General features: G+C 44.0%; 12 protein-coding genes and 1 other annotated feature (1 of these 13 only partly in view). Of the genes, 5 read left to right on the plus strand and 7 right to left on the minus strand.

The genetic code is table 11. The features are described 5' to 3' along the window. Position 1: 1 nt before the first annotated feature. Both ACQCN2_RS20105 and ACQCN2_RS20110 read right to left on the minus strand, forming a co-directional pair. Positions 2–856: a hypothetical protein gene (locus ACQCN2_RS20105; RefSeq protein WP_426930741.1), complete on the minus strand. Its 855-nt coding sequence runs from the start codon at positions 854–856 to the stop codon at positions 2–4. A 76-nt stretch (positions 857–932) separates the two neighbouring features. Beyond that, the gene (locus ACQCN2_RS20110; RefSeq protein ID WP_426930742.1) at positions 933–1,934 is read right to left on the minus strand and encodes an MBL fold metallo-hydrolase; all 1,002 of its coding nucleotides are present in this window, start codon (positions 1,932–1,934) and stop codon (positions 933–935) included. Positions 1,935–2,135: 201 nt separating this feature from the next. Here ACQCN2_RS20110 and ACQCN2_RS20115 point away from each other — a divergent pair, with 201 nt between their 5' ends. Beyond that, positions 2,136–4,724 carry an Ig-like domain-containing protein gene (locus tag ACQCN2_RS20115; protein WP_426930908.1) on the plus strand — a complete coding sequence of 863 codons (2,589 nt, stop codon included), beginning with the start codon at positions 2,136–2,138 and terminating at the stop codon, positions 4,722–4,724. 51 nt (positions 4,725–4,775) lie between these two features. On the opposite strand, the gene ACQCN2_RS20120 is transcribed toward ACQCN2_RS20115, so the two are convergent. Both ACQCN2_RS20120 and ACQCN2_RS20125 read right to left on the minus strand, forming a co-directional pair. Then, on the minus strand, positions 4,776–7,034 hold the full coding sequence (locus ACQCN2_RS20120) for a diguanylate cyclase domain-containing protein (protein ID WP_426930743.1): 2,259 nt from the start codon (positions 7,032–7,034) through the stop codon (positions 4,776–4,778). A gap of 33 nt (positions 7,035–7,067) precedes the next feature. Then, the gene (locus ACQCN2_RS20125; protein ID WP_426930744.1) at positions 7,068–7,649 is read right to left on the minus strand and encodes a histidine phosphatase family protein; all 582 of its coding nucleotides are present in this window, start codon (positions 7,647–7,649) and stop codon (positions 7,068–7,070) included. Between the two features lie 189 nt (positions 7,650–7,838). Between ACQCN2_RS20125 and ACQCN2_RS20130 the strand changes: the two genes are divergently transcribed. The 3 genes from ACQCN2_RS20130 to ACQCN2_RS20140 all read left to right on the plus strand — a co-directional run bounded on the left by ACQCN2_RS20130 (position 7,839) and on the right by ACQCN2_RS20140 (position 12,422). Then, positions 7,839–10,103: a YcdB/YcdC domain-containing protein gene (locus tag ACQCN2_RS20130; RefSeq protein WP_426930745.1), complete on the plus strand. Its 2,265-nt coding sequence runs from the start codon at positions 7,839–7,841 to the stop codon at positions 10,101–10,103. A gap of 264 nt (positions 10,104–10,367) precedes the next feature. Then, complete coding sequence (gene rpsD / locus ACQCN2_RS20135) at positions 10,368–10,964, plus strand: 30S ribosomal protein S4 (RefSeq protein ID WP_426930746.1); 597 nt, start codon at positions 10,368–10,370, stop codon at positions 10,962–10,964. Between the two features lie 297 nt (positions 10,965–11,261). Next, positions 11,262–12,422, plus strand: a complete 1,161-nt coding sequence (locus tag ACQCN2_RS20140) for a TIGR04053 family radical SAM/SPASM domain-containing protein (protein ID WP_426930747.1) — start codon at positions 11,262–11,264, stop codon at positions 12,420–12,422. A 629-nt stretch (positions 12,423–13,051) separates the two neighbouring features. Here ACQCN2_RS20140 and ACQCN2_RS20145 read toward each other — a convergent pair. Beyond that, positions 13,052–13,918 carry a LysR family transcriptional regulator gene (locus tag ACQCN2_RS20145; RefSeq protein ID WP_426930748.1) on the minus strand — a complete coding sequence of 289 codons (867 nt, stop codon included), beginning with the start codon at positions 13,916–13,918 and terminating at the stop codon, positions 13,052–13,054. A 115-nt stretch (positions 13,919–14,033) separates the two neighbouring features. Here ACQCN2_RS20145 and ACQCN2_RS20150 point away from each other — a divergent pair, with 115 nt between their 5' ends. Then, a complete protein-coding gene (locus tag ACQCN2_RS20150; RefSeq protein WP_426930749.1) occupies positions 14,034–14,984 on the plus strand; it encodes a DMT family transporter in 951 nt (316 codons plus the stop codon). A gap of 105 nt (positions 14,985–15,089) precedes the next feature. On the opposite strand, the gene ACQCN2_RS20155 is transcribed toward ACQCN2_RS20150, so the two are convergent. Together ACQCN2_RS20155 and tyrS are read right to left on the minus strand one after the other, a co-directional pair. Then, positions 15,090–15,554, minus strand: a complete 465-nt coding sequence (locus ACQCN2_RS20155) for a DUF3291 domain-containing protein (RefSeq protein ID WP_426930750.1) — start codon at positions 15,552–15,554, stop codon at positions 15,090–15,092. A 301-nt stretch (positions 15,555–15,855) separates the two neighbouring features. Next, positions 15,856–17,127, minus strand: coding sequence for a tyrosine--tRNA ligase (gene tyrS, locus ACQCN2_RS20160; protein WP_426930751.1), 1,272 nt, complete (start codon positions 17,125–17,127; stop codon positions 15,856–15,858). Positions 17,128–17,201: 74 nt separating this feature from the next. Then, positions 17,202–17,301: a binding site (T-box leader), on the minus strand; it runs 119 nt beyond the window's last position.

The following is a 17,301-nucleotide window of genomic DNA, read 5'->3' on the forward strand; positions in this document are numbered from 1 at the left end:
TTTATGGAGCGGGCAGAATTGTCGGTTTACCATAATTACGTAAAAAGGTCTCAATCTCTGAGTGCTCCACGATGTTTTGATTATGATAGACGTATTGTGAACGAATCGCCATGGTCATCTGTGTCGGGAGCAACTGTTTCCTGTCATAATAAATCGTGTACTCCGCCTCTAATTTCATGTTATCGATCATATTGTCCAGACTATTCTTGCTTGCATCTGATTGAATCTGTGCTGCCCCCGAATGCTTCGGCAGGTCAGAAATACTGAATGCAGCTTTCAGTTTGGGCATATGCACTGTTTGGGTAGACATCGTCTGCGGGTGACGCACCTGGCTGCGCAACCATTCTTTCATTTTATTGGAATCAAGCAAAACCCGGACAGCTTTTAAAGAATCACGCGTGTTCGGATCTCGAAGTGGCAACACCTGAGCTCGCATCTGATCCATCTGCTGCACATTCAGGATTGGATTCCAATTTTCAAACTCCTGACGAATGGAAAAGTCTCCATCATGAACTGGGGACCAAGCCGCGCTACTGCTCATTTTGGAGAACAGTTGAGGACCTTTTGCCAACAAAGACATAGTCGTGATACGCTTCTCTTCCGGATAAGAGTGGCGTACATCCAAATAGACGTCTTTATCTTGAACTACACCGGAGTAGTTGACCAGATTGCTGTTGGTAGTCGTTCCTGTCACCAATTTGGTCCGCCCATAGAAAGAGTAGGCGTTCTGGGCCAGGAAATTATCTCGTACCATCGCATACCTTACTTGTGCATCCGCTTTATCATCCTTAGCATGACAGCCCGTTATCATCAGGAAGGTTAGAGCAACGATCAGTCCCTCACGAATTCGCCTCATCACGTTTCCTCCTTTTCCACTCATCATAGAATTTCCAAGGAAAGAAACGCTTATTCCCACCCCGAACGATCATCAGTTATACGGAATAGTAATGAACTCCATTCCGTTCCTGAACATTCACCTGGTGAAGGATCCGCAATAAGTCGAGATGACCAAGTGTTTCGGACAGCGTAAGCGGCAGTTCTTTTTGATATAACGTAGGAAACAACAAGGCGTTCAGCTCAAATGCGGTTTTGGCCCCATCACGCAAAAAGTTCTTCAAATGATTAGAGCGCTCCCAGTTTTTCTGTAACCGTTGGGCAATCAGTTCACGATGATTGGTCACTACCTCACCGTGACCGGAAAAAATCTGATCGATCTCCATGTCAGCGCACATTTGCAGAGCGGTACGATACTGGACAAGCGTAAGCGGACGCTCCAGCGTATGATTGCGCGGCGGTTCAATAAAGGCATTGGATGACACGTGCTTGATGATGTGATCGCCAGCAACCATCACACGATCCTGCGCTCGATATAACGACAGATGGCTCTGAGAATGGCCCGGGGTATAAAACACCTGCCACTCCGCTAGTCCTGGCACTGCTTCCTGATGCTTCAGCAGCCCGTCAATCTTGCTTTTCTCCGAGAACTTCATCATAAGTTTGTTGAATTTTTCGATAATGGACAACATTTCTTCCGGCAGTCCGCTTTCCCGATAAAGCTTCAAGAAGAACTGGTCATGGAACTCCAGAAACACAGGATCAAGCTCAATGTACGGTACCGCCAAAGGATGAGCGTACGTGACAGCATTGGTCAAACGACGCATCTTCTCCAGCAACCCGCAGTGATCCACGTGATGGTGCGTCAGCACAATTTGTTCAATGTCAGTTAATTGAAAGCCAAGCTGATCCATCCCACTCTCCAAAGCACCCCAAGCTTGTGAAGTCAGTGGCCCTACGTCAACCAACGTTAATTTTTCCCCTTCAATCAAGTAAATATTGACAGCCCCTACAGAAAAAGGGGTTGGGATCTCTATTTGATAAACGCCATTGGCTACCCTTCTCGCCGTGGATGTTCCTTTATCTGCTTGCTGACTCATTTTTCACACTCCTAGCCTTTGTGTATTCCCTAAAGTTTACCATACCCTTGGTATTTAGAGAACACTGCTCCGCGCTGGACGAACCTTTCATTTTCTCTACTTGGAAATAAACACCTTAACAAATCGTGGAATTCAACCGATATTACAGTTGGAAAGATTTTCTTAGATAAAAAAATTTTGGAGGAGGATGAAGGAGTGTATATGAAGATATGGTTAAGCAGAATGACGAAAGTGATGCTGCTTGTTACTTTACTTGTTTTCTCAATTGGCGATGGTTTAGCGTCAGCTGCTAGCATTTCGCGTTTGATTCTTTCCAAAAATACAGTCTCACTCGAAGTTGGCGATTCTTTAGCATTGACCGCGACCGCTCTGTTCGATAGTGGCACGACAGAGAATGCAACGGTCAAAACGGACTGGAAATCGGGCAGTGACCCGGTTGCCTCCGTTTATGCCGGTACAATCACCGCGAAAACAGAAGGAACAGCCGTGATTACCGCAACCTACATGGGGCTCACAGAAGTCGTCAATGTGAGTGTCCACAAAAAAGTAAAGGCACTCTATAAAGACAAGCAGACGATTGATATTCGATCTGGCGGTCAGGACCACATTCAACTAACCGCCCTCTACTCAGATGGCTCTTCCGAGAATGTGACGAATAAAGCGGACTGGACGATTGACAACTATGCGATTGCCACCGTAATGAACGGATTGGTCGTGGGTCAATCCTCTGGTACGGCCACCATTACGGCCAAATACGGAAGCCAAACCGTTACAGTCCCTGTCAATGTCGAGATTATCCGGAGATTGGACCCTTCCAAAACACAGGTTTCCATATTTATCAAAGGAACAGAAACCATCCAGCTGATGGCAACCTTGGCGAATGGCAATGTTGAAGACGTGGCAGCCAAAGCAGAATGGTCCTCCGACAAACCAGGGGTAGCAGATGCGATCAAAGGGGTCATTACCGGATACGGAACAGGACAAGCCGTGATTACAGCCAAATACGGCGGCAAAACAGCGACCATTCGCGTTGATGTGGCAGTAGCCCGCAAACTAGCAGTGGACAAGCCAAACCTGTACCTTCCCAATAATACAAGTGAACAAGTAAAATTAATGGTGACTTACGAGGATGGTACTTCCGAAGATATTACCGACAAAGCTCAATGGACGTCGAATAAAGAATCCATTGCCTTTGTAAGCAAAGGAAAGATTAGTGCCTACGCTCCCGGTGAAGCCGTCATCACCGCCACATACGGAGATAAATCCGCAACTGTCCAGGTAGATGTTGACGTACCAAGGAAGTTGGCACTGAACAAAACCTCGCTCTCCTTGCGTTCAGGAGAAAGTCAGGAATTAAAACTAACCGCTACATACGCGAACGGAACAACCGAAGACGTTTCAGATAAAGCAGAATGGTCCTCCTCTAATCAGGCTGTAGCCTATGTGGTCAAAGGAAAAGTAGCTGCTTATACCTCCGGTGAAACGACTCTGACGGCCAAATACGGTGAGAAGACAGTAAGCTGTATTCTTGCAGTAGATATCCCGAGCAAAATTCAACTGTCCAAGGAGACGGTCTCCTTGCAGGTTGGTAAAACAGAAACCCTGTCAGCACACGCGCTCTACGCGGATGGTCGTGATGTCGATGTGACCAGTCAAGCGGAATGGATCTCAAGTGCTCCAACTGTTGCGGAAATTCGCGGCGGAACGATTACAGCCCTCACGAACGGAACCGCATCGATTACGGTTCGATACGGAAATCGCTTGGCAACTGTTCAGGTGAACGTCGGTGTCATTCAAACGTTAACGGTTGATCCAACGAATCTCGTAATGGGGCAAGGAGAAACCAAAAATCTTTCGCTTACCGCTACCTACATGGACGGAACCAAAAAAGACGTGACTTCTCTCGCTACTTGGACGAGCGCACAGCCAACAGTAGCCAGCGTTACGCAAGGGACAGTTACAGCGAATACCAACGGACATGCTGTGATTACTGCTGCTTTTGAATCCAAAACCGTGACGATTCCCGTGGACATCGGAATGGCCCAATCACTTGAAGCCAATGTCAAGCTGGTCGTCCTCGCAATTAATGAATCCAAAAAGATTGTGCTGGAAGCCAAAGATGCCAACAACAAGATCATCAACGTAACGGAAACAGCGGAGTGGATCAGCAGCAATGGCAACGTAGCTACTGTTGATAAAGGTTATGTCTTGGGAAGAGCCAATGGCCGAGCCAATATTACCGCCAAGTACGGTGGCAAAACAATCGTCATTCCAGTTGAAGTCGGCATCCTGCAAAAGCTCGAAGCCAGTGTACGTTACCTTTCGCTTAAATCTGGGCAAAAAGTACAAATCACGTTGAAGGCTACCTTATCCGACGGTACAACCAAAGACGTGACAAATGACGCCGAATGGAAATCCGGTCAGTATAAAGTCGCAGATGTTGCTGATGGCTTGGTGACAGGCACATCCTATGGAAAAACGACGATTCTCATTCGTTACGCAACAAAAGTAATCAACATCCCGATCGAAGTAGATAATCTCAAGTATCTCAAAACAAGTGATGTCAAAATCACCTTGAAAAAAGGCACTTCCACAAAAGTAAGCGCAACGGCTACTTATATGGACGGATCTGAGTTAAATGTGACGAAGCCAGCTTACTGGTCATCTTCTCATATTCAGATTGCCGATGCAAAAGACGGCATCATTAAAGCAAATGAAGTTGGAGTCACCAACATTACGGTTAGCTACGCTGGCAAACGCGCTTCCATTATCGTCATCGTTCAAGAGTAGAAATCAAAAACAGAGGTTGCCTCTCTCAAAGAAGCAACCTCTGTTTTTTGTTTAATTCGACGCAACAATCACTTGATTGCGTCCATTATTCTTCGCTTCATACAAGGCCATGTCAGCATGGTTGAACAGAGTTTCTACACTTAAATCAGTAGATTTCCCTTTCTCCCATTTCGCTACACCAACTGAAATGGTCACCATCGGACTTGTCATTCCCTCTACCTGTGAGCGGATTCTCTCGGCGATATTAGTTGCAAACGTTTGGTCAATTCTAGGTAGGTAAATGGCTAATTCTTCCCCACCCCAACGAGCGGCAATATCAGACTCGCGGATGCATTGTCTGATCAGCTGAGACACTTGAATCAACACTTCGTCGCCAACCTGATGACCGTATGTATCATTCACCTTCTTGAAGTAATCGATATCAATTAGAATAAGCGACCCGAACGCGTCCATTTCCAGCGAACGCTTCACGCGTTCATTCAGGTAGCGGCGCGCGTACAATCCCGTCAGATTATCGGTGATGACCATACGCTCCACTTCACTATGCAGCATGGCGTTTGTAATGGCGAGACTCGTATGCTGTCCAAAAATCTCCAGTAATTTAAAATCGTCGAAACTAAAATAATGACGTCTTGAATCTGCCACGAGCAGGACACCGGCAACCTCTCCCTCGCGCAAGAGCGGTACACCCATGAATGAAGAAAACGGGATGAGCGAGAACGGCATAATCTCGGTACTTGAATGCGCCAAGATCACCGCTTGCTTGTCCTGCAAAATATCAGCGATTGGACGTTCACCTGAGTCAATCCATTTGCCGGTATGCTCTTTGTTAGAAGATGACAAAACCACCAGATGATCTTCGTCCTGTCTTTTTTGCAAGATGGCGCTGTATTCCGCTTCAAATGTTTCGAGCAGCATCTCGGTAACAAATTGAAGAATATCCTTCAGATTCAAACTGCGGTTTAGCTGTTGAGCCATCTCATTAATCAATCGCAGCTCACGGATGAGGTTACGTGACTGCTGATAAAGCTGAGCGTTCTCAAAAGCGGTTCCAGCTGTTTCTGCCAAAATCGAGATATAGTCCGTTTCATTGGATGACATATTCACGATCTCAGTTGCCGTCAGTTCAAGCACTCCGTAAATGCCTTGTTTCCCCAGCAACGGAGCGGCGATCACCGTCGTCGTTTGGTTATTCACTTGTTGTTTTCCTACGACGAGCGTGCCTTCCAGATAAGCGCGACTACTGAAATCATTTTCTCCTGTTTGGAACGAAAGCTGTTTAACAGGCAGTGTTGTATTCGTATCTACAGTTAAATAAAGCTCCACTTCAAAGAAAGAATATAGTTGGTGAATACTTCTGATAATTTCTTCCAACACATCATTCACATCGATGGAAGCTTGAATTTTTTTGGTTAATTCATACAAAAGATCCTTTTTTTGCGCTTCCCGCCTTATCTGATCGGAAGTAATGGCTCGTAACAGCGCATACGAGATTTTTTCTCCAACCTCTTGTAAAAAGGCGACATCTCGCTCGTCATAGTAAGTCTTGCCATCTGGTTGCACGATCTGCAAAAACATAGCAACCAATGGCTTTCCTTCACAATAAATTGGAAAAATCACTAATTGATCTTCATCTGTTACTGTCGGCTCTATCCGCTGAAGGGCAAATCTTTGAATCAATTGCGTCAAGTGAATCTCATTTTCAGCCAAATTGTTCGCCGTAATTCGCTCATGAGGGACGAGCATCCCAGCTTCGTCTAGACGAACCGCATGACAAGTTCCCTTATCGATGATTTCACTGAGCTGGTCGATCACGCATTGCATGAAGTTCTGCATGCGATCATATCGATTCGCCTTCATGAGAATGTCACCTGTCGCATGTTGAATGTACGCGTCGTATCCCATCGCAATAAGCGGAGTAATCCCTTTTGCAAAGGAGAGCAGATCAAAATCAACTACTTCTTTGGGCGCAAGCAAACCGATGATTGCACGAGTATGTTCACCTCGTTCTTTGATCGGAATCGCAGCGAAGACAACCGATTGTTCCGCTATACAATCGTCTCCCACGCTAATTTCCCGGGTAGAAATCGCCTGTTGGAGAACTGGATGCTTCGTTATTGAATTGGAATTGTCTAAATCCGAATTCCATGTTTGACCCGCCTGCAATGGAAGAGTCTTGATAAGACGACCTGTTCCATCTGTTAAGAAGAGAATACCCGGGCGATCTTCTGGCCATGAGGACAAAAAAAAGTGGGTCATATACATGAATACTGTCTCTAATTTACCCAACATCTGCCGATTGTTCACCACGAACTCCCTCTTCTCTTCCTTCTGGTCTCATGATCATAGGTGATCGATTGCATTAATCGAAACCACTTCCCAAAATCCGCCGCGATAGCGGAAAACACTTGTTCCTGTATTATCAATCCGGGTAATGCCCGTTCCTTGTTCTCCTAGGGTTACATAATGAAGAAACGCATTAATCAAACCACCGTGACTTACAGCGGCAATCGTTTGATTCGGATGATTTAGAGCCAAGTCTGACAAGCATTGATGAGCCCGTTTCTGCATCGCCTCGAATGCCTCGATTCCGTATACAGTCAGATCAGTGGCGAGGTAAGAAAATTGGGTTTGGATCTCTTCCATCGTGAGTCCTTCCCATTCGCCATAGTTACGTTCTCGCAGAGTTTCCAGCGTCTGAAGCGGCACTCCCACAAGATCGGCCAGTTTTTGCGCCGTGCACCGCGCCCGTTTCAAATCGCTTGAATATACGGCAGTAATCGGATGATTGGCAATATGAGCAGCAAGGCGCTCCGCCTGCTCTTCTCCAAGTGAGTTAAGCTCAATATCACTATGTCCTTGAATTCTGCGAAGTTTATTCCAGTCTGTTTCTCCGTGTCGAATGAAATAAAGAATCGTTTCCATTACTTACTCCTTCCGACCCCTATCTAAGCCATTCATTTTCTATTATATAGGATAGACGTCCATCATGCTATAAACTTTGCTTTGCTGTTTGCTATTTCCTTTCTATTTTAAATCTTCATCAATCGTGAAACGTTTGAAATCCTTATACGTCTGAAAGAATAGCTAAGAATTATCAAAGGAGGTAACATTATGAAGCGTATTATTACACGCTCATGTTTATTGGTATTATCGACTTCTCTATTATTCCCGTTTACGCCTGCATTGGCTAACGCCTATACTTCTTCCGCAGGGAAGCCTATGGCGATTGCGGCTGCAGCTCAATCTAACGCCAAGTTTTCCAAGGAACAAGCAATCGCCCAAGCAAAAAAATACTTCTCGATTTCAGATGATTATACGATTGAGAATACTTCCTTTCGAGCAGCTGACGTCTGGCGTCCTTTTCCAGAGTGGTCATTTAATTGGGTGAAAAAAAGCGTGAATCCTGAAGCGGGTCAACCATCGATCTACATCGCGATCCAAGCAGATACCGGTGAATTAACTTCCTACTCTTCCTATTCACCCGAAAAATCCAAGCCGGTTTCCAAAGCCATAAGCCGAGACGCCGCCGAGAAGATTGCCCAAAGCTTCGTCTCCAAGATGGCCCCCGAACGTGCGAAGGAAGTTCAATTATACACCAAAGACACTCCTACTCCTAAGACACCGTTGGGAACCAATGTCATTCACTACTTCCGATACGTTCGAATGGTAAATGATGTTCCTTTCCTTGATAACGGCATCGACATCTCTATTGACGGGAACGGAAGGATCATCAACTATCAATATAACTGGAACGATAAAATAAAATTTGAAAAGCAAAAACCAATCTCCCCCAATGCCGCGATTGAAGCCTTTAAGAAAAATGCAAATGCGCAACTAAGCTTCGTGCTCCCATGGGAAAAAGGACGCTCCGGAGAGAATAACCAACCACTGTTGGTGTATCCTAATCCGTTTACCAGCTTCTATGTGGATGCCTTAACCGGCAAACCGTTAACGATGGGACTAAATGAATTCAAGCCGAATGAAATCTCTGTTCCCGTAAGCGATAAGTCACTGGCACCGCTTCATTCCGGCAATTCATTAGATCAAGATGCGGCTAGCGCCTTTGCCAGCAAATTATTTGGCCTGTCCGATTATAATGTGCAAAGTGCCAATTATAGCGAAAATGATTATCGCGGCAATCGACCGGTCTGGGATATTAATTTTGAAAGAAAAGACAAAGCCCCAACCAAGCGATTTGTCAATGTCTCGCTCGACGCCAAAACGGGTGATGTCCTAAATTACAATACAGATAGTGGCTATCCGACTCCAACCAAGGAGAAACCCGCGTTCACGCAAGAGCAAGGAAGGGACAAAGCCATCCAATTTATTCGCCAGTATTCACCTACTCTAGCTTCCAGCTTGTTTGCCGTTCCTAATATTGACGATTACAAGACTCAGATGGAACAAGGGCGAATGTCCTTCAATTTCAAACGGATGGTTCAAGGAATTGCGGCCGCTTCTGGAGACGCCTATGTAACCCTCGATACCAAAACAGGAGAAATTGTCTCTTATTACCTTTCGACTGGAAATGAAACCTATCCGACGAAAGTTCCTAATCATCATTCAGGTTCTGACGCAATCTCCGCTTATTTAAAAGAAAGTGAAACTAACCTTCTCTACGTGTTGCCACCTGTTCTTGAGCAATCCATCCCAACAGGAACCATTCCTGAGCGAACAGCAACACTCGTGTACCGTATGACTTCCACACCTTCTGAACAACCATATCTATACGATGCGGTAGTGGGCGATTGGAAGAATCAATCCAACGGTAAATCGATTATTCTGCATCGTCCAGTGCCATCCGATTTGAAGAACCATCCTGCTGCCACTGAATTAGGCTTACTTTATGAGTATGATGCGATTTCTTTAATTGATGGCAAAATTATGCCGGATCGCCCCATCACCCGCGGCGAGATGATTGATATGCTCGTGATCGCCTTAAATCAAGGCCGCGATAATCCGTATTGGCTCTCCTCTCGTAAAGCTTCTTTTGACGACGTGGGGAATGGCTCCCGGTATTTCGCTTCGATTGAGACAGCTGTCAATATGGGGATTCTCGACAAGTCCAACGGCTCACTGAAACCGGACGAAAAAATCACGCGTGAAGAACTGGCTGATCTGTTAGTAAGATCATTAGGCTACAAAAAGTTGGCGTCTCACACTTCGCTGTTCACTACAACGCTCACCGATGTGGCCGACTCCAAGGTTCGGGGCTCGATCGCGATTATCGATGAGCTTGGAATTATGAGCGGAACAAAAGGTAAGTTCAAACCAAAAGCCTCCGTCTCCCGTGCCGACGCAGCTGTCTCTTTCTATCGCTTCCTTGATAAAAGAAGAGAAATGAACGAAGCAAAAGATCCTAATTATCGTTACTGATCACTATGCTGTTAAAACAGTCTCTTGACTTATCTAGCATGTACACGATATTATTGAGTGTATGTGTGCAGGGTAGCATTGATTGTAGGTAAAAACGGAAGATGACCCTCTTAGTCCCATCCCTTGTAAATTGCGGCTGAGTAACCTTTTACAACGGAGCACGATGCAGAAACGCTACCGTCTGAAGTTCGTGTAGGTAAAGATGAGACTAGTCTTTCGGAAGTAAACACCTGCGAATCCCAAATTAAAGGAGACTGAAAACACATGGCACGTTACACAGGACCTCGCCACAAATTGGCTCGCCGTCTTGGAATTTCTTTGGACGGTACAGGAAAAGACATTAAACGCAACTTTCCACCAGGACAACACGGACAAAGCCGTCGCAAAATGAGCGAATACGGTGTTCAGTTGCAAGAAAAACAAAAATTGCGTCATATGTTCGGTGTTAACGAGAAGCAATTCCGTCGCACTTTCGACCTTGCTTCCAAAATGTCCGGCGTACTTGGCGAAAACTTCATGAAATTGCTCGAATCCCGTTTAGATAACGTGGTATATCGTATGGGCTTTGCTCCAACTCGCCCAGCTGCTCGTCAATTGGTTAACCATGGTCACTTCCTCGTGAACGGTAAACGCGTAGATATTCCTTCTTACCGCGTACAACCAGGCGACGTGATCACTTTGCGTGAGAAATCCCGCAACCTGTCCCTCGTGAAAGAATCTTTGGAAGCGCGCAACTTCCTTCCAAACTACATCACGTTCAACGACAGCACAATGGAAGGTACTTTCACTCGCTTGCCAGACCGCGAAGAAATGCCTGCTGAAATCAACGAAGTTCTTATCGTTGAGTTCTACAGCCGTTAATAATGAAAAAAGCATTCACCTTAGGGTGGATGCTTTTTTTTGTTCCCTTTCTTTAGGGATATTGGATTTTGTTTATCTAACTCTTGATCACCGTTAGTTTAATTACTTTTCCAGTACTACCAAGTACACAGACACAGTGTGCTTAGTTTCCCAACGATAGCCAACTCAAGGCCTTCCCTTGTACAGATGTTGATTTCCTTCATATTTGGGTTGTATCAAATTTGTAACATATATTACGTCCAATTTTTAAGATAGTTAAGCTATAATGAGCTAAAAAAGTAAAGTCGAGGCTAGAATATGCATCCACATAGAGATGGAAATCCAAAATCGCACCCAGGTTCACATGCAGGATCTATTGATTTTAATGAAAATCCTTTTATCGTGATTTGGGAAACGACCCGCGCTTGTGGGCTCAAGTGCATACATTGTCGCGCTGATGCGCAATATGTGGCGGATCCTAACGAATTGACTCACGAAGAAGGGATCGCGCTTCTTGATGAAATCTACGAAATGGGCAATCCGATGGTCGTATTCACAGGCGGCGATTGCATGCTGCGAAAGGATTTATTCGAGCTTGCCGAGTATGGGATCAAGAAAGGCATGCGTATATCTATGAGCCCAAGCGCAACGCCAGAGGTAACGGAAGCGAGAATGGATAAGGCAAAGGAAGTTGGCATTTCTCGTTGGAGCTTCAGTATCGACGGACATAATGCCGAGATTCACGATGCCTTTCGAGGAATTGAAGGCACGTTTGATATGACCATTGAGAAAATCAAATATTTGAACAAAATCGGTATTTCCCATCAAATTAATACGTGTATTAATGCAAATAACTATCAATATTTAGAACAGATGGCTGAATTAATGAAAGAATTGAAAACGTCCGTTTGGTACATTTTACTCATGGTTCCTGTAGGTCGCGCCGAGATGAAGGATTGCATTTCTCCAGCGGAGCACGAAGAATTGTTCTGTTGGTTATATGAGCTTAGCAAAACCGCACCTTTTGATATTAAGACAACGGCAGGGCAACATTTTCGCAGAGTTGTGTACCAACAAAAGCTGCGTGAAAACCTCGTTGATGCAAACACCATCTCGTTTGAAGATACAAAAACAAAAGATATGGCTTCGTTCATCGATGGACTGAAACGCGCCCCCAAAAGTGTTAACGACGGCGTTGGCTTTATCTTTGTATCGCACACAGGGGAAGTCATGCCGAGTGGATTTTTACCGCTAGTCGTAGGGAATGTGAGAGAAGAAAGACTGCGCGATATTTATCGCAACAGTCCGATCTTAAAAGATCTACGCAGTCCTGACAAATATAAAGGGAAATGCGGCATCTGTGAATATAGAGATGTTTGTGGGGGCTCTCGTTCAAGAGCATACGGAGCCACTGGCGATTATATGGAATCGGAGCCATTTTGCGTTTACGTTCCTCATGCACTACGTGCTAAACAATAAACTGTCACCAACCCAAAACCTCTGCTCGTAAGCTGGGCAATCGACGAAGGTGTTCGCCATGATTTTGTATCGAATTACTTCAGTTTAGTGCCAGCCCTTTAAAGTGAGGGAAAACCGGTTGTTTTTGTGTTACGAGGTTCTTATCGTTAAGAGGTATTCAAGAACGTGCTTTTTCGATCTTGAATACCTCTTTTTACTAAAACTATCGATTTTTTAAAGGAACATTAACCACAAATTTTTTTGAATAAGAAAGTTATCTTTTTTGATTATTGAGTGGAGACCTCTCAAACATCTACTTGTTCTTCTAGTTTCTGAAATATATTTTTACTTGGGTCATGAATGATCTTATACCAATCCTCCATGATGCACCCCCTTACCTTCTACTAACTTAAATCCGAGTTGCCTATACAAAAGTCAAGCAGGAGCATTATCACATCTGTTTCTATCTGTAATCGAGCGCCTTTGTTCGAAATAGTTTTCCAATCCGTTTTTCCCCATGATGAAAAAAATAATATCCTCTAAAGTGAAAAGGATTACATTCATAATGCCGAAGATAGCACTTAGAAACAATGTTGTCTTCAATCCATAGTGTTTAACAGACAGAAAAAGAGGAGTAACCAAACTCTATATTACCAGAATTGCGCGTTTTTTCTAACGATATGAATAAACTCGGTTACTGCAGGCGATAGCCACTTGTTTCTGGGGTACAACATAAATGTAGAAAGCGTTTCTTCATACACCTCTCCTATTAACTTATGATCACGTAACTCTTTCTCTACAGTTATCCGTGGCAATATCGAGACTCCTAGGCCACTTATAATTGATTGTTTTACTGACTCGATACTCCAGAATTCAATGCTGCTTTGAATTCCTATGTTGGATTTTTCTACAAACTGTTCCAGAAGAGTACGATAACTGCAACCTTTATTTGTAACAAGCAAACTGCTCTTTTTCAAATCCAATTGATTGTTGATATTGAAATCATTGGGATATAAAAACATCATTTGCTCTTCTACTATCGTTTCACAATAAATGTTCGAATTCTTCACTTGTTTTCCTAACATGAAGACAAGATCTGTACTTCCATTTGAAAGTTCTTCCTGAAATGTTAAAGGATCGACGTGGTGCCATTCTATACTTACATGAGGGTATTTTCGTTTAAATTCTTCAAAAATTGGTGGAAAACGATAGAGTAATAAGTATTCTGCAATCGTTATGGTGATATGACCTGAAATTTCACCTTCCATTGAAGTTACCTCTTTAATGCCGTCATAAATTTCTAACATCTTTTTGGCGTGAGGCATCAGCTTTTTTCCAACTTCCGTTAAAATTACCTGTTTTCCTATTCGATCAAATAAAGGGCGGCCTAGTTCCATTTCCAAAGACTTTATATGAGAAGTAATGGTTGATTGAGCATAGCCAAGATGATTTGCGGCTTTGGTGAACCCGCCTAACTCAACGATCGCAATAAAGGTAACCAAATGCCGAATTTCCACAAAGATCCGCTCCCCCTCACATCCATCTAAAAAGATGATGGTTTTTATTCAAAATATCAATTTTATTAATTGTTTTCAAGCTCATATACTCGATGTAAGACTTATTCTAAAGGTTGTGATTACATTGAGAACAACGACCGGAATCCTTTATGCGTTTATTTGGGCTACTGCAGCAATTGCTACAAAAATAGGTTTAGTCTCTTCAAGTCCACTACTTTTCGCTTCAACAAGATTGTTTTTTGCAGGGATTATACTATTTGCAATCGTGTATATCGCTAACAAAAAGTATCCTTTTCCAAAAGGGAAAGAATGGGTAAATCTAATAATTCTAGGATTACTTAATTCGACTATTTATGTGGGATGCTGTTTCTTATCCCTTCACCATGTAGATTCAAGCATTTTTAATTTATTGCTCACTTTCAATCCGTTTATTGTTGCCTTTCTTTCCTCCATATTTTTAAACAGAACCATCAAAAGAAATGAGTTGGTGGGAATGTGTCTCTCCGCGTTAGGCCTAGGAATTGCCCTATATCCTTATCTAAACGATATGAATGGAACGTTATTCGGTTTCATTACATTGGGAATTGGTGTTTTTTCAATGGGGATCGGAAGCATTTACTTTAGTAAAATACAAATGAGATTGCCCGGAATTGTAGTAAACACCTGGCAGATTATTTTAGGTAGTGCAATGGCTATGCCGCTTTCGTTTTTATTGGAACCTGATTACTACTTCCATCTCGATTTCTACTTTGTATTTGGGCTTTTCTGGCAGGTGATTGTTGTTTCAATTATTGCGATGTTGCTTTGGTTCTCCTTATTGAAAGAAGACCCTGTCAGAGCAAATAATTTTTTATTTCTAACACCTATTTTCGGATATATGTTATCTGCCATTTTTCTTGGTGAAACAATAACCAACTTTCATTATATCGGCGCACTCTTTGTTATTATTGGTACAGTTTACAGTCAGACGAATATGTTTGGCTTAAAACAGAAAGAGACTAAAATACCTGCTACCGCACAGATTCGTACGGAAGCAGCCGATCAACGTGCAACCGGAGAATCCTAGGAGTTAACCTGCCTGTTAGCTAAATAAAAAAGAGATTGCCGCAGCAATCCCCACTCTTCATATAAATGTATCCCGCTTTCTAAAGGTTAACAAGAGACCACCCTTCTACTTTAGCAAACACGCGTCCCCTCTTTCATCAAACGCGTGCTTAAAGTCAAACGCAAAAGGAGTGGGTCCATGTTGAATATAATAGTTGTATCTCTTAAAAGCTTCCTCCCATGAGACATCCTTCACCTTCTCTGTCCACCACACTACATATGAAAAATGTTTCTCTTGATAAGGCTCCATCCATCTGCTCCTATTTCGCAACGCTTTGCTGTGCATCCCTGAATAGGTAAAACGATATAAGGAATGAAGGCTTTCCCAGACCGTTAGTGTAAGAACAGGGTAACCTTTCCCTTTAGCTTCTTCAGGGAAAGGCACTCCATCTAATGAAAACTCTTCTATAAGATGTCCTGATACAGATGCCTGACGCATTACTTTATATCCCATTTCATAAAAATCACGAGATGCAGGGTGGTCATATGGGTGATTTAGTCTACCAACAGTATAAATTGAAACTAATGCCATAAACAGCCCTCCATTTACAGTCTATACCTAGGTATATTCAAGTAAGATGAAATCTTATAACTTCTAGTTGCCACTACGAATTGGAAGCTCCCCACGCTTTCTCCTATGTCTACTGAAGTGGTCTCTCCGGAACCGACGACACCCCTGAAAACTATTCAATCATCAAGTTTACGTTATTAAACCAAGATAACAAGACAATATCGAAATTAAGCAGCGCAAATAAATAAAATAAAAAAAACGGTCGCTTGTTTTCAGCCGACCGTTTTCATTTGCTTATGATAGTGAGTTCGCAAAACTCCCTTTAGTTTACGATCTTCGCAAACTTCCGCTTTCCTACCTGAACAACCATTCCCGCTTCCACTTTTACCGCAGCGTTAATGTCCGCTACTTTTTCCTCGTTTACTTTCACGGCGCCTTGTTGCACCATGCGGCGTGCTTCCCCTTTGGAATCAGCCAGCTTCAAGTCGAATACAAGATTCACGATATTGGCTTCTCCGTTCTCATAAGAAGACATATCCACAGCTACCTCAGGAATGTCGGTTGGCAACGCGCGTTGTTGGAACACGGTTTTGAAGTGGTTCTCAGCCTCTTCAGCAGCCTGTTCGCCGTGGAACATGCGTACGAACGTCTTGGCGAGGTTCATTTTGGCATCGCGTGGGTGAACGGATCCGTCAGCCAAACCTTCTCGTAACGTTTTCAACTCTTCCAACGTAATATCTGTAGCGAGTTCATAGTATTTAAGCATCAATTCATCTGGAACTGACATCGTTTTCCCATAAATCTCATTCGGCGCTTCGTTGATTCCAATGTAGTTGCCCAGACTCTTGGACATTTTTTGCACGCCATCCAAGCCTTCAAGAAGCGGCATGGTCAGGATGACTTGTTGCTCCTGCCCAAACTCTTTTTGCAACGTACGTCCCATCAGCAGGTTAAACTTCTGGTCAGTTCCGCCTAGCTCCACGTCACTTTGAAGCGCCACGGAGTCATACCCCTGCATCAACGGATAGAAGAACTCATGAATGGAAATCGGTAAATTGTTGGAGTAACGCTTCTCGAAATCATCGCGCTCCAGCATGCGGGCAACGGTTGTTTTGGCCGCCAGCTCCACGACATCAGCGAAGGTCATCGGCGAAAGCCAGGTAGAGTTATAGTTAACCTCCATTTTGCTCGCGTCCAATACTTTGCCAAACTGCTCGACATAACTTCTCGCATTCTCTTTTACCTGTTCCTCGGTCAATTGCTTACGGGTCTCGGATTTACCGGTAGGATCCCCGATTCGGCCTGTGAAGTCACCAATAACGAGCTGCACGATATGTCCGAGCTCCTGGAATTGGCGCAGCTTTTGCAGTACAACCGTATGTCCTACGTGAATATCAGGGGCAGACGGATCCAACCCGAGTTTGACACGCAGCGGAGTGCCTTGGGTCACATAGCGCTCCAGCTTTTTGCGCAGATCCTCTTCGGGAATAATCTCAGAAACGCCGCGACGAATAATTTGCAGCTGACGGTCCACTTCTTGTTTTTGTGCATCTGTAAGAACTAGCTTTGCAGTTACTTGATCTCCTGTTTGCATGGGATACTCTCCTTTTTCCTTGTCCATAAATTCAATGCTCATAAGGCCAGAAAATAAAAAAAATCCCATCCCCTGATAGGGACGAGATTTTGGCTCGCGGTACCACCCTAGTTGGAAGAAAGAACAAAGCTTTCTCCCCGCTTCCTGTCAGATAACGGCTATTCACCGTTCGGC

Origin of the sequence: Brevibacillus ginsengisoli (assembly GCF_050113715.1) — a bacterium.
GTDB classification, from domain to species: Bacteria; Bacillota; Bacilli; order Brevibacillales; family Brevibacillaceae; genus Brevibacillus_H; species Brevibacillus_H ginsengisoli.

What these genes read in the sequence shown, in the direction of transcription:
- rpsD (WP_426930746.1), top strand. Translation starts at nt 10,368, where the DNA reads ATGGCACGTTACACAGGACCTCGCCACAAATTGGCTCGCCGTCTTGGA.
- ACQCN2_RS20140 (WP_426930747.1), top strand. Translation starts at nt 11,262, where the DNA reads ATGCATCCACATAGAGATGGAAATCCAAAATCGCACCCAGGTTCACAT.
- ACQCN2_RS20155 (WP_426930750.1), bottom strand. Translation starts at nt 15,554, where the DNA reads ATGGCATTAGTTTCAATTTATACTGTTGGTAGACTAAATCACCCATAT.
- tyrS (WP_426930751.1), bottom strand. Translation starts at nt 17,127, where the DNA reads ATGCAAACAGGAGATCAAGTAACTGCAAAGCTAGTTCTTACAGATGCA.
- ACQCN2_RS20110 (WP_426930742.1), bottom strand. Translation starts at nt 1,934, where the DNA reads ATGAGTCAGCAAGCAGATAAAGGAACATCCACGGCGAGAAGGGTAGCC.
- ACQCN2_RS20115 (WP_426930908.1), top strand. Translation starts at nt 2,136, where the DNA reads ATGAAGATATGGTTAAGCAGAATGACGAAAGTGATGCTGCTTGTTACT.
- ACQCN2_RS20105 (WP_426930741.1), bottom strand. Translation starts at nt 856, where the DNA reads ATGAGGCGAATTCGTGAGGGACTGATCGTTGCTCTAACCTTCCTGATG.
- ACQCN2_RS20125 (WP_426930744.1), bottom strand. Translation starts at nt 7,649, where the DNA reads ATGGAAACGATTCTTTATTTCATTCGACACGGAGAAACAGACTGGAAT.
- ACQCN2_RS20130 (WP_426930745.1), top strand. Translation starts at nt 7,839, where the DNA reads ATGAAGCGTATTATTACACGCTCATGTTTATTGGTATTATCGACTTCT.